This window comes from Angelakisella massiliensis (assembly GCF_900104675.1).
Lineage (GTDB): Bacteria > Bacillota > Clostridia > Oscillospirales > Ruminococcaceae > Angelakisella > Angelakisella massiliensis.
On sequence record NZ_LT629945.1, the window covers coordinates 792,182 to 812,024 of the forward strand.

Below are 19,843 nucleotides of genomic sequence, written 5' to 3' on the forward strand. Positions count from 1 at the left end.
AAGCCCCATCCGCCTCGGGCGGATTTGAATTCTACCTTATCCGCGCAACGGAATACCGGTTCCGCCGCGAAGGCGGCAGCGGAATTCCGGTATTAGCAAGGCGGCGGTATCTGTACTTTCTGCCGTGGGTAGGAGCGAGGGAATGCCGCCCCCGTGTGTCAGGCGGCAAAAATCGCTTCACGGAGCGGAGGGGCGACTTGAAGCGATTTTCCGAGCGTACCGGGCGGGGAAGCAAAAGCAGCCGCAGCGCCTTTGCGCGGCACGGTCCAGCGGAACGCTGGCGAACTTTGCTTCCTTTGGTTCGTTCCAAAGGAAGTGCCCGCCCGGCATGAGGGCTGCAGACCAGCGATACCACAAAAAGTACGCCTCCCCGGCTGTGCCGGGTCCGCAATCTTTCGCCCCGTTTCTATCACCCATAATATATCCCTCATTCCTCCCGGAACAGGTTATCCCCCTTGGTCAGCCGCGCGCCCCGCATGAACTCTCCGCCGGTCATCCGGCCTTTGCCCTCCGGCTGCACTTCAGTCAGCTCCAGGGCGCCGCTGCCGCAGGCAACCACCAGCTTTTTGCTGTCCAGAATCTCTCCCGGCTTGCCGCTGCCGGCAACCAGTACACTGCGGTGGATCTTCAGGTTTTTTCCATTGGCGGCGGGGATGGTCACCGATGGCCAGGGATTGAGGCCCCGGATGAGGTTATGGATAGCTTTGGCGTCCTGATCAAAGCTTTTCAGCTGTCCCATGGCCTTGTCCAGCATGGGGGCCATGGTGGCTTCCTCTTCCTGCTGGGGACGGCGGGGGACATTTCCCTCCTCAAACAGCTTCATGGTGCGGGAGAGGCACTCCGCTCCCAGATCCATCAGCCGGTCAAAAAGCTCTCCGCTGGTTTCGTTCTCTTCCACCGGGGTCTCCATAGTGAGGATCATATCGCCGGTGTCCATCCCTTCGGCCATATACATGGAGGTGACGCCGGCCACCGGATCCCCGTTGAGGACGGTCCACTGGATGGGGGCCGCTCCCCGGTACTTGGGCAGAAGGGAGCCGTGGATATTGACGCATCCCAGCGGCGGGCAGTCCAGGATATCCTTGGGCAGAATGCGGCCATAAGCCACCACCACAATCAGTTCCGGCGCCAGCTGCCGCAGGATTTCCAAAGCGCTGCCATCCCGCAGCTTGGTGGGCTGCCAAACAGGGATGCCCTTCTCCAGCGCCAGTTCCTTCACCGGAGGGGGACAAAGGGTGTAACCCCGGCCCCGGGGCTTATCCGGCTGGGTGAATACCCCCACCACCTCATGCCCATCCTCCAGCAGCCGCCGGAGACAGGGCACCGCGAAATCCGGCGTTCCCATAAATACCACGCGCATGGCCCATCCTCCTTATTCGTCGCCGTACATCTCTTCCAGTTCTTCCTCTGTGAGCATCCGCTCAGCGTGGTCCTTGAAAATTACACCATCCAAATGGTCGTTCTCATGGCACATGGCCCGGGCGTACAGCTCTTCGCCGGTCTCCTCAAACCACTTGCCATGGCGGTCCTGGGCGCGGATGGTCACTTTATTGGGGCGGGTGACGATGCCGTACTCTCCAGGAGAGGACAGGCATCCTTCCTCGCCGGTCTGACTGCCGCAGCTGGAAAGGATCTGGGGATTGATAAACTCCACTACCCCTTCCCCCACATCGATGATAAAGACCCGGCGCAGGATGCCCACCTGTACCGCCGCCAGTCCCACACCGTTTGCCTTTGCCATGGTTTCTGCCATATCGTCCAGCAGCTCCCACAGCTTCTGGTCAAATTTTTCCACCGGCTTGCTCTTTTTGCGGAGGATGTCGTCCCCCTCCTTGCGAATGTTGCGAATCGCCATGGATATCTCACTCCTTTTTTACTTTTGTTCCCGGAGCTTTTCCACCGGGAACCCCTTGTTCTGTGGAAATATATGAAAAGCAATAAACTGCAAATTTTCTCTCCCGCAGCTCTCCAATACATTTATGGGACTGCGGCCCCGCCTAAAAAGAAGAATCATAACTGGGGTCTACAAAAACAGACGCTCCTTTGGGGGCATTTTTTCCCGCCCAGGCCAGGATCCGGGAAAAAAGCTCCCGGCTTCTGGGGCTGTTGCGGCTTTTGATCAGAATCTTATAGCGGTATTTTCCCGCCACCTTGAACACCGCTGCTTCGGACAGGCCCAGCAGCCGCACCGGCAGATCAGGGTATTCCTCCCGTAAAAGCCGGGTCAATTCCCCCAGTACCTCTTTTGCCCATCGTCCCGTCTGCTCCTGGCTGAGCCCCCACAGCCCAATACAGTACAAACGGCAGAAGGGCGGATAGAGGTGCAGCTTTCGGCTGTGGATCTCCTCATGATAAAAATCCTCATACCGCTGCGCCGCGGCGGTGGTAAGCACAGGATTTTCCGGCGTGTAGGTTTGAATGATGGCCCGGCCGGGCAGCGTATTCCGTCCGCTGCGGCCCACCACCTGGGTCACCAGGGCGAAGGTCCGCTCATAGCTGCGGAAATCCTCCCCATACAGGGACTGATCCACCCCCAGCACCCCCACCAGGGTCACCTTGGGAAAATCCAACCCTTTGGCCACCATCTGAGTACCGATCATAATATCATAGTTTCCCTCCCGGAAGTCGGTCAAATACTTCTGGTGGGAATATTTCTGCATCGTCGTGTCCAGATCCATCCGCAATACCCGGGCGTCAGGGAAGCGGCTTTTCAGCTCCTCCTCCACCTTCTGGGTCCCCAGACCGGCATAGCGGATATACTCACTGCCGCAGTGGGGACAGGTTTTGGGGGCCGGGGCGCTGTAGCCGCAGTAATGGCACATCAGGCGGTTATTGGCGGCGTGATACTTCAGAGGGATGGAACAGTTGGGGCACTCCGCCGGCTGGTGACAGCTCATGCACTTCACCTGAGCGCTGTAGCCCCGGCGGTTGAGAAGAAGGATGGTTTGCTCCCCACGGTGGAGATTCTGCAAAATCTCCTCACACAGGGTCTGGGACAGGCATTCTCCCGCCATCTCCTCCCCCCGCAGGTCCAGAATGGTCACATCCGGCAGCCGGGCTCCTCCATACCGGCGGGAAAGACGCACCAGCTGATACTCCCCCTTCTGGGCCCGGTAAAAGCTCTCCACCGAAGGGGTTGCGCTGGCCAGAATCAGCAGCCCCTTATGATACTGGATCCTGGCTCTGGCCGCTTCCCTGGCGTCAAACCGGGGAGCGCTCTCCGATTTATAGGTATGCTCCTGTTCCTCATCAATGACAATGAGGCCCAGCCGCTCCAGGGGAGCAAACACGGCGGAACGGGTGCCCACCACCACATCCACCAGTCCCCGGCGGATCCGCTTCCATTCATCCAATCGCTCCGACAGGGACAGGCCGCTGTGAAGCACCGCCACCCGGGAGCCGAAATAGCCATGGAAGGTTTCAATGGTCTGGGGCGTGAGGGAAATTTCCGGTACCAGCACAATTGCCTGCCGCCCCTCTGACACCACCTGGTCGGTCATCCGCAGGAACACCTGGGTTTTGCCGCTGCCGGTGACGCCGTATAAAAGGGCGGTACTGCCCGTTCCCTTCCGGTATTCCCCACCGAGGACCCGGACCGCCTGCTCCTGTTCCGCCGACAGCTGCGGCCGTGGAGCGTCTCCCTTCCGGTCCGCGTCCCGGTAGGGGTCCCGGTAGGTCTCCTGCTGAAAATATTCCGCCGCTCCGGCGGACACCAGCTTGTCCACCACCCCTTTGGTGACACCGGCAAAATAACAGATCTCCCGCACCGAAGCCGCTCCTGCCTGGGAAAGCAGCTCCGCCGCATTTTGCTGCTTGGGGGTGAGTTTTTTCTCCTCCCACCCCTCCAGCAGCCGCACCATCAGCAAAGTTTGGTCCTGGACCCGACGGCGGATCAGATCCTCCGCTGCCAGCAGTCCCCGCTGGGTCATCTCCTCCAGCAGCTTCTCCCCCTCAGGGAACTGGTCAGCCGGCAGGTCCTCCGCTGTCAGCGGTGTCCGGCGGCCCCGGAACAAAGCCAGCACCTGCCGCTCCTCTTCTTCCGGCTCCACCGGGAATGGTTCCACCGGCAGATAGCCCCGCTGGAGCTTCTGACCGTACCCGGCGGGCAGCAGCACCCGAAGGGCGTCAAACCATGTGCAGAAAGTCTGTTCCCGGAGCCATTTTAACAGCCCCAGCTGTTCTTCTCCCAGCACCGGCTCCTGGTCCGAAAGGGCTTTGAGGGGTTTGAGCCCAGCGGTATCCTCCGTCTGGCCCATCTCCACAATCAGCGCCATCCGGTCCCCGCCGCGGCCAAAGGAGACCACTGCCCGCATTCCCGGGCGGGCATCCATCCCCTGCGGTATGGCATAGTCATACAGTTTGTCGTAGGAGTAAGCGGCCTTTTCCACCGCCACCCGGGCTGTTCGCGTCATGCCGCCGCCTCCTTTGAGCATCAATTGCCGGGAGAACAGGACCTTCCCTCTCTCCCGGAAATATCAGGCGAAAAAGCAAAAGCAGCCGCAGTTTTCCCGCGGCTGCGTCCCATTCTTATTCTTCTTCCGCTGCGGCTTCAGTCTGCTCAGGCTCTGCGCTCTCCTCAGCCGGCTGGTCCTCATGGGATTCTACACTTACATCGCTGTCAGACAGCTTCAGCTCACCGCTGGCGAACATATTCACCGCCATGGTCACCGGCTTCTCATCCAGCATCACATGGTTCTCCTCTGCCTCAGAGGCGATCTGGCGGGCCTTGCGGGCCACCGCCACTACAAACTCATAATAACTCTCCCCAGGTTTGAGAATCTGGGACATAGCAGGTCTAAGCATTTTCCAGCACCTCTTCAATAAAATCTCTGTTAAACTTTCTGCTGCACCGGGCGGATTCAATAATATAGCCCAGACGGTCGGCAGCATCAGAAACCACGTCGTTGACCACAATGTAATCGTAGTCCAGCGCCATGGCCACCTCACGGCGGGCAGTTTCCAGCCGTCCGCGGATCTCCTCGCTGTTTTCGGTGTTGCGGCCTACCAGACGGCGCTTGAGCTCCTCAAAAGAGGGGGGCATCACAAAGATGCTCAGCGCTCCGGGGAACCGGTCTCTCACCTGTTTGGCGCCCTTGACCTCAATTTCCAGGATCACATCCTTGCCCTGGGAAAGAAGCTTGCGGATGGGACCGGCGGGAGAACCGTAGTAGTTGCCGTTGTAGCAGGTGTACTCGATCACTTCCCCCTTCTGGATCATCTCCTCAAAGGCTTCCTTGGTGACAAAGTGATAGTGAACGCCGTCGATCTCACCGGGGCGGGGCTTGCGGGTAGTAGCGGAAACAGAACAGACCGCCTCGGTACCCCTGCGGAGATATTCCGCCAGAATCGTACCTTTACCGGCGCCGGAGGGACCGGAAAAAACCACCAGCATCCCGTTTTTATTCTTCATTTTCCAGCTCCTCCTCATCGTCCTCATAGTCCACAATGCGGTTGGCCACTGTTTCCGGCTGTACCGCCGACAGGATCACATGGTCGGAATCGGTGATGATCACCGCCCGGGTACGCCGTCCATAGGTGGCGTCGATGAGATTGCCGTTGTCCCTCGCGTCCTGAATGATCCGCTTGATGGGGGCGGATTCCGGGCTGACAATAGCCACCAGCCTGTTGGCGGAGACCATATTGCCAAAGCCGATATTAATCAGTTTCATGGCTGTTTCTCCTCTTATGTTGTTTCTTCCTGCTTGTGTACCAGAACAAACCCGCAATCAGTGCAACACCCGCCAGTCCTCCCACTGCCAGCAGCGGCAGGCTGGGACAAAAGGCCACAAAGACTGCGGTAGGGCCATCCGCCCCGCCGATCACTCCTATGGATGGATTCACATCCCTCCGCCTCCTTCACCGGCTACTCAATGTTCTGGATCTGCTCGCGGATTTTTTCAATATTGCTCTTGATATCCACCACCAGCCGGGCGATCTGCACGTCCTGTGCCTTGCTGCCGATGGTGTTGGCCTCCCGGTTCATCTCCTGCACCAGGAAATCCAGCTTGCGGCCCACCGCCTCCGGCAGTTCCAGAATATCCCGCAGCTGGGCGATGTGGCTGCGCAGCCGCACCGTTTCCTCGTCCACCGCCAGCTTTTCCGCCACAATGGCTGCCTCGGTGAGGATCCGCTGCTGATCAATAGTGGTGGTTTGCAGCAGCTCCTGAAGCTTGGCTGTCAGCCGTGCCCGGTACTCCGCCACCGTCTGGGGAGAGCGCTCCTCCACGCCGGTCACCGCTTCCTCGATGGCTTCCAGGCGGTTGAGCACATCAGCCTTCAGCCGCTGGCCTTCCACCTGGCGCATAGCCACAAACCGCTCCACCGCGGCTTCGGCCACCTGCCGGACATCATTCCAAACCTGGTCCTCATCCTCCGCCGCCTTGCGGACAGTGAAAATATCGCTGAACCGGCTGAGAACCGACAGGGTCACATCATCCTTGACCCCCAGCTCCTCACCCAGCTGGCGCAGCTCCCGAAGATAATCGGCAGCCAAAGTCCGGTTGATGGACACATCAGCTCCACCGCCGTCGATGGTCTGCATCGTCAGGCTCACGTCCACCTTTCCCCGGGAAATAGCGGACTGAAGCAGACCTTTCAGCTTGTCATCCAGGTACCCGTAGGCCCGGGGCAGCCGGGAGGAATACTCAAAGTACCGGTGGTTGACCGCACGGATCTCCACCGTAATATCCCGGCCTCCCAGTGTCTCCTGGGCGCGCCCGTAACCAGTCATGCTTCTAATCATGGTTCCCGCCCCTTTCTGGGCAAAAATTTGCAGGGTCATGCCCTGCTGTTCTGTTTTTTATTGTACCCGAATTTCCCGGGGAAAGGCAAGGAAATCGGCTTTTTTATTTACAAAAAATTAACATTTATCTTAATTAGTCCATTTTATAGTACTGTTTATCCCATCGGGTAAAAAGAAAACGCCCTGGGAATCATCCAAGGGCGTCATGAAAAACTTGCCTTTATTTGCATGATTAGGGCAGCAGGGCGGTAATGATGGAGTTAGACAGCAAAAAGCCCTCATCGGTCAGCCACAAGCGGTGTTCGTCCATCCCACAAAGTCCTGCCCGTACCATGGGGGCCGCTTTTTTTCTCAACTCCTCCGGGGAAAAACCGGCTTTAGCCCACCGGGACAGGTTCAGCCCCTCACCCAGCCGCAGAGAAAGCATCAGCAATTCCTCCCCATCCCCACCGGGACCGTCCTCCTGGCGGAGGCTCCAGGGGTTTTCCCTTTCCACAAAAGCTTTCAAATCCGGTGGAAAATGAAACCGTTCACCGTTCATACAGGAATAGGCGGCGGGGCCGATACCCAGATAATCCTCCAAGAGCCAGTATGCCCGATTGTGGCGGCTTTCAAAGCCGAGGCGGGCAAAGTTTGAAATTTCATAATGACCAAATCCACCCTCTTCCAGGGTCCGGCACACCTCCAGGTAGATATCCGCCGTTTGGTCCTCGTCCGGGCAAAGGTCCTGAATCCCCTGACGGCCAAAAGGGGTATCCGGCTCCACTTTCAGCAGATAAGCGGAAATATGGGGCACCCCCAAGTCTGCCGCCTGTTCCGCCAGACGCCGTGCGGTGGGAACATCCTGGCCGGGGGTGGCCAGCATGATATCCACCGAGATATTTTCAAAACCAGCCTGCCGGGCCAGCTCCACCGCCTGACGCCCCTGATCCGCCGTATGGATGCGGCCCAGACGTTTGAGCCCTTCCTCATCTCCTGCCTGCAAACCAAAAGAAATGCGGTTAAAACCCGCCTGCCGCAGCTGGAGCAGCAGCCTGGGCTCCACTGTTCCTGGATTGGCCTCCAGGGTGATTTCCGCCGTTTCCTCCACCGGCAGCCGGCGGCGAACAGCCTCCAAAACAGTGATCAGGCTTTCTCCCAGCAGGGATGGCGTACCGCCTCCAAAATAGATAGTCCGGGCAATCCGGCCCTCCAGAGGCGCCTTTTCAATGGCTCTGACCATAGCGGCGGTGAAATCCCGGCGCAGCTCCAGGTTGGTGGTGGAATAAAAATTGCAGTAGGGGCAGCGGCGGACGCAAAAGGGGATATGGAGATAGAGGGAGACAGGGGCCAGGGGCATGGAAAAGCTCTCCTTTCAGGGGGGATGGGACATTTTGCGGGATATTGCCTGGGGAAAAATGGGGCGAGAGATTGGAGGCCCGGCACAGCCGGGGAGGCGTACTTTTTGTGGTATCGTCAGTCTGTAGCCCTCATGCCGGGCGGGCACTTCCTTTGGAACGAACCAAAGGAAGCAAAGTTCGCCAGCGTACCGCTTCGCCGACACAAAGTCCGCTATGCTCCAGCCCCCTGTACGGGGGCTATCCGCCCGCTCCCTTGTGTCGGCTCCTCCGGGAAAAGTCACGCTTGCTTCGGCTGCTCGGTTGCCTGTGCCCTTTAGGGTAGTAAACGCCCTCCCGACGCCTCCGCTGCGCTAGCAACTTTTCCCGGGCGCTGGTTATTTCCGTTTTATAAGGAAAAAAGAACGGCTGCTTTTGCTTCCCCGCCTGGTACGCTCGGAAAATCGCTTCAAGTCGCCCCTCCGCTCCGGCGCGGGGACAAAGTTCATTTCGTTCCGGTCCTCTAAGCGAGGACCATCCACTCCATTTCCTTGCCCCCGCTTCTCCGAAAAAAGTCCCGCTTGCTTCGCCTGCTCGGTTGGTAAACGCCCTCACAACGGCTCCACTGCGCTAGCAACTTTTTTCGGTATGCTAAGGTAGTTTTAGTTGCCGCCTGACACACGGGGGCGGCATACCCTCGCTCCTACCCACGGCAGGAAGTACAGATACCGCCGCCTTGCTAATACCGGAATTCCGCTGCCGCCCTCGCAGACGCAAAGTCCGCTATGCTCCGGTCCCCGTACAGGGGACCGTAGCGGAATGGACTTTGCCCCCGCGAGAGTTCCTTTGGGTGTTTTCCCTTGTATTCCCCTTTTATCCCCTATCCAATCAACATCATTTCAGCTCAATCACATCCAGATCATCAGGGACCAGGAGATTGCCGTGGTAGAAGGTGCGGCCCTCGGCGGTATATCGTTCCTTCCGGTGGGGAATGTCACTGTCCTCGGTATGCCACAGCACCAGATTGGGCACCTCCAGCTCCGCCGCCAGTTGGCAGGCCTCCCGGACGGTGCTGTGATGCTTCTCATAGGGCTTGAACCGCTCCCGGTCCCCATAGAGGCAGAATGCCTCGCACAGCAGCCAGCGGCAGCCCTTCACATAGCCTTCACACAGGGGATTATATGGCTCATCACCCAGGCAGGTGAGGACGCTGCCGTTGGAAAGAGTCATGGAGAAACCGAACTGCCGGGCTTTGGTGGAGTGGATGTCAAAGAACACCGTCTCCTTTCCCGCCAGGTTTTCCCGCTGGCCGTCCTCCACCGGGTGGAAAATGATCCGTTCCCCGAAGAGACTGGTAAACTTTTTCTGGAGGGTGTAGCCGCAAATGGCCTTGATGGGCTCCACCAGGCCATCATGGCAGTAGAGATGGAGGTTTCCTTCATACTTGCCGTTTCGGATAAGAGTACCAATCTTTCGGACCATCCACACCACGCCCAACAGGTGATCGCAGTGCTCATGGGTGACGATGAGATGGTGAATCCGGGCGGGATTTACTTCGGCCTGTTCCAGGCGGGAAAGGATGCCGTTGCCGCCTCCCGCATCCACCAGCACCGCCTCACTGCCGTCATCGATGGCAAAGCAGGTATTATAACAATGGGTGGCCAGGGCATTGCCGGTACCCAATACGATGAGATTTTCCATAACAGATTCCATCCTTTCCAGAAAAAGAATTGAGCAGGGTTTCCCGGACCAGAAGGCGCTTTGGCCGTCTTCCTTCTCCGGGAAACCATCAAAAGAGAACAGAGGGAAGCTCTCTCCCTTTGGAAAGTTTCCCCCTGTCTGCCACAAACTTTAGAAATGCCGTCCGGCGCCGCTGCGTCCTCCGGAGGACCGTGAACCGCCGCTCCTGGAGGAACTGCTCCGCTGGATGGTGCGGGAGGTGACAGTCTTGCCCAGGAAGATATCCTGAGACTGGCTCAGCTCCACCCGTCCCAACTGACGGCAGGGATACTCATACTGGACATCCCGGAACTGATAGTCCCGTACCACCCAAATGCAGAAACCACCCGCCGCGATCAGGGGGATTCCCAGGCAAACCAGCCACGCCACCAGGCTCATTCTGGGGAACATCAGCTCTCCGGAAGCCCGCCGGGCCTCCACCTGGGCCTCTTTCAGGAATGCCTCCGCCGCACCGGCGAAATCGTCCCGCTTCAGCTTGCCGTAGATCAAATCCAACAGCAGCTCCATGGTCTCATCCGGCAGCAGCTGGGCGCCACGTCCCGTGCCGGAAAGCCAGGCATACCGATCCTCCATATCCAGCAGCATCAGCGCGCCGTCGGTAACTCCCGCCTTGCGGAACTCCTCTCCGGCGTACCAGTCAGCGCTCATGCTGCCGGTACTTTCCTTGGTAACGATCATCAGCTCCAGACCGCAGGCCGCGGAATACTTCTCCGCCAGGCTCTCCAGCTGAGCAATTTCCTCCTGAGTAAAAATACCCGCTTCGTCAATGATCCGGTTTTCCACCGAAAAAGCCAGCGTGGACCCCAGCGCCAAAACCAGCACCACCGCCGTCATCAGGGCAAAAATCCGCTTTTTCATCCCAGCAGCCACCTCCCAAAAAACAGCAGCAATGCCAGTATCCCGTAAATGCCCCCGCAGAATGCCGCCAACCGTCCGTAATGGATGGGCAGCTCCCCGCACACCTTGCCGGTCTGGCCGTTCATAGCGTAAAAGTAGGTTTTATCCTCCCCCTTGGGGCGGTATGTAAAGGTCCATACCGGCAGCAGAAGATACTGCCACTTCTGGTCCTGGTTGTTTGTCTCCAGGTGGGTGACGTTGACCGCCACCATATCCCCGGGAATAGTGTCCCGGAACAACTGCTCTGTATAATTTTTGATCTGCTGTTCCAGGGCGGGCTGCGCTTCCTCCCGCTCCACATCCCGCTTTTCCGCCTGGAAGCCGGTGAGGTACAGAGGAGTAAAATCCTTCATTTCCTTCCGCTCAAAGGGCAGCACGCTTTCCACCAGCTTCTGGTCCGCCTTTTTCAGCGCGGGCTTGAGCATTTCATTGAGGTTGACTTTTCCCCCCCGGACAATGCGGTACCGGCTGGTCTCAGTATATTCTGTGTTGCCGATGCGCCACACCCGGACCCGGTTGGCAGTGGCTTCCATGGCTCCGTCCAGCTTACAGTCCACCATCCAGTAGGGGAAATAGACCCCCGACAGCTTCTGAATACGGGATTTGTGGAAAAAGTCCCGGGGCACAAACCGCTTGCTTCTGGCCCAGTGGAGGAATCTCTTTTCCGCCTCCTCCTTGGGGATGGCAAAGGGGATGACATACTCCGGCCGGAACTCTCCCGACAGCCGTCCGGACAGCACCACGGGATTGTGGCAATAAAAGCACTGGGTAGCCGCAGTGGTAGCGTCGGTTACGATCTCCGCGCCGCAGCTGGGACAATGGTAGACGGTCATTTCCTCCGTCTGCTGTCCCTGGTCCTGTGCCTCTGCCTGTTCCGCCGCCGGCTCCTCCGGGGACTTTTCCACCTCAGCGGCGGCGCTGTCCTGGGCCTGACGGGCCTCCTCCTGGGTAAAGCTGCTGCCGCAGTATTCGCAGTGGAAGGTCTGGCTCTCCGGGTCAAAGGTAAGTCCTGCCCCGCAGCTGGGGCATTTATAGGTGGTTGCGGTATCCATCATCTTGTCTTTTCCTCCGGCTCTCAGCCCTGCATGGGAGTACCGCACTCAGGGCAGAATTTGGGCGCTTTTCCTTCCTCCGGCTCATAGCCGCAGTTGGGGCAACGAAGGGCCTCCGGCTTTTTCTTGCCGCATTCACTACAGAACTTGCCGGTATTGACCGCGCCGCAGGAGCACTTCCACTCCTCCTTTGCGGGGGCCTCAGGACGGGGCTTGCCGCACTCGCTGCAGAATTTGCCGGTGTTCACCCCACCGCAGGAGCACTTCCAGCCCTCCTGGGCAGGTGCCGGAGCGGCAGCCTGCTGGGCCTGGGCCGCTGCCTGGGCCGCCTGCTGAGCCTGGATCTGCTGCTGGTTGGACTGGGAAGCCGCGCCCATAAAACCGCCTCCCGCCTGCATACCAAAGCCCATGCCCATAAATCCGGCCATGCTGCCGGCGGAGTTGGAGCCTGCCGCTTCCAGACCCCGGGCCACAGCTCCCTGGACATAACCTTCCCGAATGGAGGGATCTCCCAGCATAGCGCCCTGATTGCGCATATTGATGAGCTTCTGGGACTCCTCATCATAGGAAATGCTGGCGATGCCCACCGCCTGAACTTCCATACCTCTGGTCTGCCGCCAGTCCTCATCCAGGATATTGGACATATACTTGCTCAGTTCCCGGCCCTTGGAAGGAACAAAGGAGACCCGGATGCCGTCAGCGGACATCTGGTTGATGGCTGCCTGGAGGGCTTCCAGGAACTCGGAGATGTACTGCTCGTTGATGTCGGTGATCTCCACCCGGTCCCTGCTGCGGGGGATGGCCTCAGCATAGAACAGCAGGGGATCGGTGATCTTGATGGAATAGGAGCCGTGGGTGCGCAGGAACAGCTCAGCATTATAGAAGCTGTCAAAATAGTTGATGGGATTGCGGGTGCCGAACTTGATGCCCTTGATCTCCTGGAGGTTGACATAATAAACCTTCTGCTGGCGGGGAGTGCCTCCTGCGAAGCGGACACGGTCCAGAGAATCCTTCAGGGAATCCCCGAACTGACCGTTAAACAGGGACGGAGTGGTGGAGTTATTGACGGTGTAATAACCTTCCTCAGCGGTGTAATCCACTACCTTGCCGCCGTCCACCAGCATCATGAACTGGTTGGGATAAACATGAATAACCGAACCGTTGGAAACCAGATTGTCTGTTCCCTTGCGGTTCTGATTGCGGCGGTCATCACGACGCACCGGCACGCCGGAAGTGAAAACAGTAGTGTCGTTCATTTCGTCCGGCTCAAACACCTCCAGCCACTGGTCCGCGAGGCTTCCTCCAATGGCGCTGGTGATCGCTTTGATGATACCCATGATTGTTTCCTCCTTTTATGTGCTGCGTATATACTTCTTTGCCGCAGAGTGTAAGTAAAATCCTTTTGTCCCGTGGGAAGGACAGATCTGTGTCTCCCATCAGGATACACCTTATGGGAAATTTGAACTGCCCGCCCACTGTATGTTCAGATGATTCCCATCCATTTTTCAGCATTCGGCCTCATACCACTTCCCGAAAATGCTGATACTGCCAGCAGCGGATATTGACCGGTTCCACCACACCGCCGCAGTATTCACATTTGTGGCTGCCCAGCTGGGTCACCGGCGCGCCGCAGTTGGGGCAGGTAGTGCCCACGGCGTTGGCGTCCCCCGCCTTTTCCGGGTCCTGAACATAACACAGTTCCAGCTCATATTTGGTCTGGCGGGGCTGATCCCGGGAACCGGAAACCAGCTGATCTCCCTGGGTGATCCAGTGGAGGTGGCCCACCGCCGACTGAAAGGTGATGACACAGGTACCCTGGTGTTTCCGGTAACGGGCAATCTCCGTCTGATGGACCTGTACATCCTGGAAGGTCTCATCCCGGCCCTGCTGCCTGAGGTCCTCCAGATGCTGCCGGGCCTGGCTGGCCAGCTGTGAAGGAAGTTCCTCCAGTCCCTCCCCGGTGCTGAGAGCCAACAGCATCTTTTGCAGCACCTGCTGGGTATCCCGAACCGTCTGCTGGTAGTTGAATTCGGGAAAATCCCGCTGGACCTGAGGGAGGTAGATTTTGGTCATGCCTGAGACGGATTTTGGGGTGACAGCCAGCCGCTGCTGCTGGAGAGCCAGGCCCTGGGTAAAGGAATCCACCCCAAAGACCGCTCTGGACATTTGGCGCAGGCGGTACCGGGCTACCGCCACCACAATCAGCACCGCCGCCAACAGTGAAACGACCACAATTATGCCAATGGACATAGGCATCCTTCCTTCGCTGTGTACAAAGCTTCCGGTATCCGAAGACACCAGTCTAAATTATTTTACAACAGTTTCGGGTGTGCGTCCAGTGAATCGAAAGAAATGAACCATATTCTTTGCCCATTTTTATGGAAAAACAGTTTTTGAGGGAAATGAAAAACTATTTTTAACCCTTACAGGGCATTTTTTATTTTTCTCTTTATACGATATATCCAACACGATTTATCGTAAATTCCGCTACACTAAAATCACAACCAACGGAAGGAGGCGGTAAAACTGAATACCAAAGAAGCAGTTGCCAACCGTATCCTTGCTCTTTGCAGGGAAAAAGGACTGACCGTCAATGCCTTGGCCTGCGTCTCCGGTGTGCCTCCCACCACAATTTACAGCATACTGGATGGAAAAAGCCGGAATCCGGGTGTTGTTTCCCTCAAAAAGCTGTGTGATGGCCTGGAAATCAGTCTGCGGCAGTTTTTTGACTGTGAGCTGTTTGATGAATTGGAGCAGGAAATTCAGTAAATAAGCATATTTTTCATTGGAATGCAAATGAGGGGGCGGCAGTTGATCTGCCGCCCCCTTTGGCCGCCTCCGGCGGCCATTTTTCCACCCAAGCAGCGAGCGGCTTTGTCCGGCTTTACCCGGGCAAATAGCGAGCGGGCGATACCGCCTCTGCTAAAACAGAAGCAGAAGCCATCCCTCCACCCGTTCCTCTTAACACTGAAAGGTACCAACCAAAACAGCGGCAGGCTGTTTGCCGGACTAACCCACTCGCTATTGCCTCAACTATGGGATTCCAAAGGGACGAGTCCCTTTGGGCGTATCTCCCGTGACACCAGCTTCCGTCCGGCAGACATCCAGGACAGAGAGTAAATCCCCGCCCAAGCAGCGAGCGGCTTTGTCCGGCTTTACCCGGGCAAATAGCGAGCGGGTGGTACAGTCTCTTCTAGGACAGGAGCAGAAACTATCCCTCCACCCGTTCCCCTTAACACTGAAAGGTACCAGCCAAAACAGCGGCAGGCTCCTTTCCTTTTTTCCTTATCAAATGAAAATCACCCTCGCCCCCAAAAGGTTGGTAGCGCAGCGGAGGCGTCGTGAGGGCGTTTATACCCCAAAGGGCACAGGCCAACCGAGCAGCCGAAGCAAGCGGGACCTTTTGGGGAAGAGCCTCGCGCCCGCAGGCGCATTTCGGAGGCCAACCGCCGCAGGCGGCTCTTAGGCCGGAGATGGGCAAGGGAATGGAGTGAATGGTCCCCGTCCAGGGAACCGAAGCGGAATGAACTTTGTCCCGGCGAGAGTCCCTTTGGGCGTATCCCCCGTATCCCGGCACAAACTTTCCCCGGTACGGCAAAGGGCGCGGCCTCCGGTTTGGAGCAGCCGCGCCCTTGTTCTGATTCTGTTTGAAACGATCAGTCGCTGTCCAGCTTGAGCACCGCCATAAATGCTTCCTGGGGCACCTCCACGGTACCCAGCTGGCGCATCCGCTTTTTGCCTTCCTTCTGCTTTTCCAGCAGCTTCTTTTTCCGGGTGATATCGCCGCCGTAGCACTTGGCCAAAACGTCCTTCCGCAGGGCCTTGACCGTCTCCCGGGCGATGATCTTGCCGCCGATGGCCGCCTGGATGGGGATCTCGAACATCTGGCGGGGGATATGCTCCTTGAGGCGCTCTGTCATCTTTCTGGCACGGGGATAGGCGCTGTCGGCAAAGACGATGAAGGACAGGGCATCCACCATATCGCCGTTGAGGAGGATATCCAGCTTGACCAGCTTGCTGGGGCGATAATCCCCCATCTCGTAGTCAAAGGAAGCGTAGCCTCTGGTACGGGATTTGAGGGCATCGAAAAAGTCATAGATGATCTCATTGAGGGGCAGATCATAATGAAGCTCCACCCGGTCGGTATCCAGATACTTGGTGTCCTTATAGATGCCCCGGCGCTCCTGGCACAGGTCCATGATGCTGCCGATGTAGGCGGTGGGGGTGAAGATGCTGGCCTTCACATAGGGCTCCTCCGCCTCAGCGATGGTGCCGGGATCAGGATAATTGGTGGGATTATCGATGGTGATGGTCTCGCCGTTTGTGAGGATCAGCTTGTACACAACGCTGGGGGCGGTGGTGATGAGGTCCAGGTTATATTCCCGCTCCAGCCGCTCCTGGATGATCTCCATATGGAGCAGTCCCAGAAAACCGCAGCGGAAACCAAAGCCCAGCGCAGCGGAGGTCTCCGGTTCAAAGGTGAGGGAGGCGTCGTTGAGCTGAAGCTTTTCCAGCGCCTCCCGCAGGTCGGGATACTTGGCGCCGTCGGCGGGATAGATGCCGCAGAACACCATGGGGTTTACCTTCCGGTAGCCGGGGAGGGCCTCGGCGGCGGGGTTGGCGGCATCGGTGACGGTATCGCCCACCCGGGTATCCCGCACCGTTTTGATGCTGGCAGCGATGTAGCCCACCTCGCCGGCGCACAGCTCTTTCCGGGGCGTGAGGCTGGTGGCTCCCATGGAGCCGGTCTCCACCACGTTGAATTCCGCTCCGGTGGACATCATGCGGATGGTCATGCCGGGGGTGATTTTTCCTTCCATCACCCGCACATAGACAATAACTCCCCGGTAGCTGTCGTAATAGCTGTCGAAGATCAGGGCCTTGAGGGGCTTGTCATCATCGGCCCCCTTGGGCGCCGGGATATCCCGGACGATACTCTCCAGCACAGCGTGGATATTGATACCATTTTTGGCGGAAATCCGGGGCGCGTCCAGGGCGGGGATGCCGATGACATCCTCGATCTCATGGGCCACCCGGTCGGGATCAGCGGCGGGCAGGTCGATCTTATTGATGACCGGCACTACCTCCAGGTTGTGGTCCACCGCCAGGTAGGTGTTGGCCAGGGTCTGGGCCTCGATACCCTGGGATGCGTCCACCACCAGAATCGCTCCCTCGCAGGCGGCCAGGGACCGGGAAACCTCGTAATGAAAGTCCACATGGCCGGGGGTATCGATGAGGTTGAACTGATAATCCTTGCCGTCATCACTGCGGTAGTCGATACGGACAGCCCGGGCCTTGATGGTAATGCCCCGCTCCCGCTCCAGATCCATGTTATCCAGCAGCTGGTCCTCCATCTCCCGCTGAGAGACTGCGGAGGTGCTTTCCAGAAGGCGGTCCGCCAGGGTGCTTTTACCATGGTCGATGTGGGCGATGATGCAGAAGTTGCGGATATTTTCCTTGGGAAAGGACATAAAGGGTCGTTCCTCCTTGCAGGTACGGCCTGCTTTGTTCAGGCTTGCATTGTTGATTTTCCGGCGGCTCCCCAAAGGCGGGAATACAAGTGGCAGAGGCTCCAAGACCGCTTCGCCGGTACATTTTTACTGGGGTTATTATAACACAGCCTATCTCAAAAGAAAAGTTTTGCTCCACCTGAAATTTCCTGCCTGATAAAGAAAAGCGAAACCCGGCTGGGGGATCTTCTTCCCCAACCGGGTTTCGTGCGCCGCCTGAAGTGAAACACTGTTTCCGCAGCGGAGGATCCCTTCCCTCACTCCGCAAACAGAGCGCCGTCCTGCGGGCCCTTACAGGAACGCCGCTCTATGGCCTCCGGTGGTTTAATACAAGATCAAAATAAGTTTGAGTTGTAACCGGAGACTGTATCTTTATGATACCCTCATTGAACCTGAGAGTAAATTCGCAGAAACAAGGATTTTTTCCAACACTTTTCAGCAGGGTATCTAAAGTTGTGTCGAATCTTGTCGAAAGATGGCATTTTTATGGCAAAATCGACATCTGATACAAGTTTTGTGCGGTTTATTCCTCAGCTGTCACTGTTTTGGAACCGCTCCAGCGCCTGGCGCACCTTTTGCTGAGGCGCCTGCTCAGTGGGATACCAACCGCGTTTGGACAGTTCTGTAAAAATATCCGCCTGCATCTGGTGCTCCTCCCCCAACAGGTCCATCAGCACTCCCCGCAGGGCGCCGGAGGCACATTCTCCCGCCGCCAGGTTGTACAGTCCTGTCATCTCCTTTTGAGAGGCCAGCATATCGTCCAGGATCTCCCGGTCTCCAAAGTTTCCGCTGATTTCAGCCATATTTCTCTCTCCTCTCAGTTGAGCTGGTTAAGCAGGGTATTATAATGGTTCTGATGCTGTCCCGCTGCCTGCTCACAACGGGTGCGAAGCTGAGGGTCGGCACACTGGAGGGCATAAAGCTTGTACTTTTTGATGAGATTCTGTTCTCTGGAAAGCTGTTCCTCCAGCAGTGTCAGTTCCTTGGCGGTGAGGTTGGCCATAAGTTCCACTCCTTTATCGGTTAAAATGGGAGAGACTTGTTCCCCCTGGCTGTAGTATAAAACGGAACAAAGAATTTATGCCCGCCGGGACAGAAAATTTTCTCCCCATGCATCAAAAACACCTTTCCAGACCACTATTACAGCGAAAGCACATTTTTCCTGTGCCATATCTGTCTATAAACGGCGTTTGGATACCGGCCTTCGGTGCTTGCCCGCCGTCCTGGAAAGGAGAAGTTATCATGACCACCTTCAAACATTTTCTGGCCCTCACCCTCACCGGGGCCATGCTGGCCGGAGCAGTGGGCTGCGCCCCCGCAGGGCATTCCGCCTCCGGCTCTGTGCAGGAACCGTCCTCTGTCTCCCAGACCCGGCAGATGATTTCCCGTGACCCTGTTTACCCCACCGCCCTGGCAGCGGATGATTACGAGGGACGAGCCAATCAGCGGGAACAAAACCAGGCGGATGACGCCTTTTTGGCGGGGCTCTCGGATTTTTCCGCCCGTTCCGCCGGGATCATCCTGTCCGGAGAGGAAGGAAACGTCTGCTACTCTCCCCTGAGCCTGTCCATGGCCCTGTCTATGCTGACCGCCGGAACCGGGGGTGACTCCCAGGCCCAGCTGCTTTCCGCCCTGGGGATGGAAGGACAGGATATCCAGTGGCTGGCGCAGCAGAACGGTACGCTGCTGCGGTATCTGTGGCGGGAGGACGAAAACGGCGGGCTGAAGCTGGCCAACTCCCTGTGGGTGGACCAGGACGCCCTGCTCAAGGAGGAATACGCCGATCTGGCAGCGGAGGAGTTTTACGCCGCCAGCCGGGAGGTGGACTTTTCCAGCGGGGATGTGGCGGCGCAGATGAGCCAGTGGATCTCCGACCAAACCAACGGCCTGCTGAAACCTGATCTGAGCACCGATCCCGACCAGCTGCTGGCTATTATCAACACCCTGTATTTCAAGGATTCCTGGCGGGAGCCTTTCGCGGCTCAAGCCACCACCACCGAAACCTTTACCACGGGTGATGGCCGTCAGGTACAGGCAGATTTTCTCAACGGCGTTTTTACCGGCCACAGCTACGCCAAAGGGGAGGGCTATATCAAAACCGCTCTGCCCTTCGCGGGCGGCAGCCAAATGATCCTCATTCTGCCGGATGAAGGCGTTTCCCCCTCCGATCTGCTGGGAAATCCCGATGTAGCGGCGCAGCTGTTCTCAGCAGAGATGGATCAGCCGGCGGATGTCACCCTGGCCTGTCCCAAGTTTTCCTTTGATACCACGCTGGACCTGGTGGAGGCCATGAAGGCCATGGGCGTCACCGATATTTTCGGGGATCAGGCGGACCTGAGCGGAATGCTGGAGCAATCGGCGTATGTATCCAGCATCCAGCAGGGGACCCATGTGGCGGTGGACGAAAACGGAGCGGAAGCCGCCGCTTATACCTCCATCGGCATTAACGCCATGTCCGCGCCCCTGCCCCTGGAGCAGGTGACCATCCGGCTGGATCGCCCCTTTATCTTTGCCATCAACAGTGACAACGGCGTACAGCTTTTCACCGGCATCGTCAGCGACCCCACCGCATGACGCAGCCAGGCC

At 57.8% G+C, this 19,843-nt stretch carries 19 protein-coding genes; 2 read left to right on the forward strand and 17 right to left on the reverse strand.

From position 1 onward, the window contains the following. Positions 1-427: 427 nt before the first annotated feature. The 14 genes from fmt to BQ5383_RS09100 all read right to left on the reverse strand — a co-directional run bounded on the left by fmt (position 428) and on the right by BQ5383_RS09100 (position 13,997). Positions 428-1,360 (reverse strand): methionyl-tRNA formyltransferase, encoded by a 933-nt coding sequence (gene fmt, locus BQ5383_RS09035; RefSeq protein WP_071431285.1) that lies wholly within the window; start codon positions 1,358-1,360, stop codon positions 428-430. Positions 1,361-1,372: 12 nt separating this feature from the next. After that, positions 1,373-1,855, reverse strand: a complete 483-nt coding sequence (gene def / locus BQ5383_RS09040) for a peptide deformylase (RefSeq protein ID WP_071431287.1) — start codon at positions 1,853-1,855, stop codon at positions 1,373-1,375. A 142-nt stretch (positions 1,856-1,997) separates the two neighbouring features. Beyond that, positions 1,998-4,412 (reverse strand): replication restart helicase PriA, encoded by a 2,415-nt coding sequence (priA, locus tag BQ5383_RS09045; RefSeq protein WP_071431289.1) that lies wholly within the window; start codon positions 4,410-4,412, stop codon positions 1,998-2,000. Between the two features lie 115 nt (positions 4,413-4,527). Then, the gene (locus tag BQ5383_RS09050; RefSeq protein ID WP_071431291.1) at positions 4,528-4,803 is read right to left on the reverse strand and encodes a DNA-directed RNA polymerase subunit omega; all 276 of its coding nucleotides are present in this window, start codon (positions 4,801-4,803) and stop codon (positions 4,528-4,530) included. Further along, positions 4,796-5,410 (reverse strand): guanylate kinase, encoded by a 615-nt coding sequence (gene gmk, locus BQ5383_RS09055; RefSeq protein ID WP_071431293.1) that lies wholly within the window; start codon positions 5,408-5,410, stop codon positions 4,796-4,798. The genes BQ5383_RS09050 and gmk overlap by 8 nt, the downstream gene beginning before the upstream one ends. Beyond that, complete coding sequence (gene remA, locus BQ5383_RS09060; RefSeq protein ID WP_071431295.1) at positions 5,400-5,669, reverse strand: extracellular matrix/biofilm regulator RemA; 270 nt, start codon at positions 5,667-5,669, stop codon at positions 5,400-5,402. Before remA ends, gmk begins: the two co-directional genes overlap by 11 nt. Then, complete coding sequence (locus BQ5383_RS09065; protein WP_071431297.1) at positions 5,656-5,841, reverse strand: LPXTG cell wall anchor domain-containing protein; 186 nt, start codon at positions 5,839-5,841, stop codon at positions 5,656-5,658. Before BQ5383_RS09065 ends, remA begins: the two co-directional genes overlap by 14 nt. 22 nt (positions 5,842-5,863) lie before the next feature. Beyond that, a complete protein-coding gene (locus BQ5383_RS09070; RefSeq protein ID WP_071434980.1) occupies positions 5,864-6,742 on the reverse strand; it encodes a YicC/YloC family endoribonuclease in 879 nt (292 codons plus the stop codon). A 232-nt stretch (positions 6,743-6,974) separates the two neighbouring features. Next, complete coding sequence (gene hemW / locus BQ5383_RS09075) at positions 6,975-8,081, reverse strand: radical SAM family heme chaperone HemW (RefSeq protein ID WP_071431299.1); 1,107 nt, start codon at positions 8,079-8,081, stop codon at positions 6,975-6,977. Between the two features lie 871 nt (positions 8,082-8,952). Further along, complete coding sequence (locus BQ5383_RS09080) at positions 8,953-9,759, reverse strand: MBL fold metallo-hydrolase (protein ID WP_071434982.1); 807 nt, start codon at positions 9,757-9,759, stop codon at positions 8,953-8,955. Between the two features lie 150 nt (positions 9,760-9,909). Further along, positions 9,910-10,656 carry a TPM domain-containing protein gene (locus tag BQ5383_RS09085; RefSeq protein ID WP_071431301.1) on the reverse strand — a complete coding sequence of 249 codons (747 nt, stop codon included), beginning with the start codon at positions 10,654-10,656 and terminating at the stop codon, positions 9,910-9,912. Then, on the reverse strand, positions 10,653-11,750 hold the full coding sequence (locus BQ5383_RS09090; protein ID WP_235821962.1) for a TFIIB-type zinc ribbon-containing protein: 1,098 nt from the start codon (positions 11,748-11,750) through the stop codon (positions 10,653-10,655). Before BQ5383_RS09090 ends, BQ5383_RS09085 begins: the two co-directional genes overlap by 4 nt. A gap of 20 nt (positions 11,751-11,770) precedes the next feature. After that, the gene (locus BQ5383_RS09095; RefSeq protein ID WP_071431303.1) at positions 11,771-13,084 is read right to left on the reverse strand and encodes an SPFH domain-containing protein; all 1,314 of its coding nucleotides are present in this window, start codon (positions 13,082-13,084) and stop codon (positions 11,771-11,773) included. A gap of 181 nt (positions 13,085-13,265) precedes the next feature. Beyond that, complete coding sequence (locus BQ5383_RS09100; RefSeq protein WP_071431305.1) at positions 13,266-13,997, reverse strand: TFIIB-type zinc ribbon-containing protein; 732 nt, start codon at positions 13,995-13,997, stop codon at positions 13,266-13,268. 306 nt (positions 13,998-14,303) lie between these two features. Here BQ5383_RS09100 and BQ5383_RS20080 point away from each other — a divergent pair, with 306 nt between their 5' ends. Next, the gene (locus tag BQ5383_RS20080; protein WP_338061431.1) at positions 14,304-14,516 is read left to right on the forward strand and encodes a helix-turn-helix domain-containing protein; all 213 of its coding nucleotides are present in this window, start codon (positions 14,304-14,306) and stop codon (positions 14,514-14,516) included. An 887-nt stretch (positions 14,517-15,403) separates the two neighbouring features. Here BQ5383_RS20080 and lepA read toward each other — a convergent pair. The 3 genes from lepA to BQ5383_RS09125 form a co-directional block, all read right to left on the reverse strand. Beyond that, entirely contained in the window at positions 15,404-17,218 is a 1,815-nt protein-coding gene (gene lepA / locus BQ5383_RS09115) for a translation elongation factor 4 (RefSeq protein ID WP_071431311.1), read from the reverse strand. Between the two features lie 569 nt (positions 17,219-17,787). After that, positions 17,788-18,060 (reverse strand): spore coat protein, encoded by a 273-nt coding sequence (locus BQ5383_RS09120; RefSeq protein ID WP_071431313.1) that lies wholly within the window; start codon positions 18,058-18,060, stop codon positions 17,788-17,790. 14 nt (positions 18,061-18,074) lie between these two features. Then, positions 18,075-18,260 (reverse strand): spore coat protein, encoded by a 186-nt coding sequence (locus BQ5383_RS09125; RefSeq protein ID WP_071431315.1) that lies wholly within the window; start codon positions 18,258-18,260, stop codon positions 18,075-18,077. 239 nt (positions 18,261-18,499) lie between these two features. Here BQ5383_RS09125 and BQ5383_RS09130 point away from each other — a divergent pair, with 239 nt between their 5' ends. After that, positions 18,500-19,831 (forward strand): serpin family protein, encoded by a 1,332-nt coding sequence (locus tag BQ5383_RS09130; protein ID WP_071431317.1) that lies wholly within the window; start codon positions 18,500-18,502, stop codon positions 19,829-19,831. The last annotated feature ends 12 nt before the right edge of the window (positions 19,832-19,843 follow it).

Bases quoted from the DNA above. Each gene is read 5' to 3' on its own strand.
- fmt (WP_071431285.1), bottom strand. From the start codon at position 1,360: ATGCGCGTGGTATTTATGGGAACGCCGGATTTCGCGGTGCCCTGTCTC.
- def (WP_071431287.1), bottom strand. From the start codon at position 1,855: ATGGCGATTCGCAACATTCGCAAGGAGGGGGACGACATCCTCCGCAAA.
- priA (WP_071431289.1), bottom strand. From the start codon at position 4,412: ATGACGCGAACAGCCCGGGTGGCGGTGGAAAAGGCCGCTTACTCCTAC.
- BQ5383_RS09050 (WP_071431291.1), bottom strand. From the start codon at position 4,803: ATGCTTAGACCTGCTATGTCCCAGATTCTCAAACCTGGGGAGAGTTAT.
- gmk (WP_071431293.1), bottom strand. From the start codon at position 5,410: ATGAAGAATAAAAACGGGATGCTGGTGGTTTTTTCCGGTCCCTCCGGC.
- remA (WP_071431295.1), bottom strand. From the start codon at position 5,669: ATGAAACTGATTAATATCGGCTTTGGCAATATGGTCTCCGCCAACAGG.
- BQ5383_RS09070 (WP_071434980.1), bottom strand. From the start codon at position 6,742: ATGATTAGAAGCATGACTGGTTACGGGCGCGCCCAGGAGACACTGGGA.
- hemW (WP_071431299.1), bottom strand. From the start codon at position 8,081: ATGCCCCTGGCCCCTGTCTCCCTCTATCTCCATATCCCCTTTTGCGTC.
- BQ5383_RS09080 (WP_071434982.1), bottom strand. From the start codon at position 9,759: ATGGAAAATCTCATCGTATTGGGTACCGGCAATGCCCTGGCCACCCAT.
- BQ5383_RS09085 (WP_071431301.1), bottom strand. From the start codon at position 10,656: ATGAAAAAGCGGATTTTTGCCCTGATGACGGCGGTGGTGCTGGTTTTG.
- BQ5383_RS09090 (WP_235821962.1), bottom strand. From the start codon at position 11,750: ATGATGGATACCGCAACCACCTATAAATGCCCCAGCTGCGGGGCAGGA.
- BQ5383_RS09095 (WP_071431303.1), bottom strand. From the start codon at position 13,084: ATGGGTATCATCAAAGCGATCACCAGCGCCATTGGAGGAAGCCTCGCG.
- BQ5383_RS09100 (WP_071431305.1), bottom strand. From the start codon at position 13,997: ATGTCCATTGGCATAATTGTGGTCGTTTCACTGTTGGCGGCGGTGCTG.
- lepA (WP_071431311.1), bottom strand. From the start codon at position 17,218: ATGTCCTTTCCCAAGGAAAATATCCGCAACTTCTGCATCATCGCCCAC.
- BQ5383_RS09120 (WP_071431313.1), bottom strand. From the start codon at position 18,060: ATGGCTGAAATCAGCGGAAACTTTGGAGACCGGGAGATCCTGGACGAT.
- BQ5383_RS09125 (WP_071431315.1), bottom strand. From the start codon at position 18,260: ATGGCCAACCTCACCGCCAAGGAACTGACACTGCTGGAGGAACAGCTT.
- BQ5383_RS09130 (WP_071431317.1), top strand. From the start codon at position 18,500: ATGACCACCTTCAAACATTTTCTGGCCCTCACCCTCACCGGGGCCATG.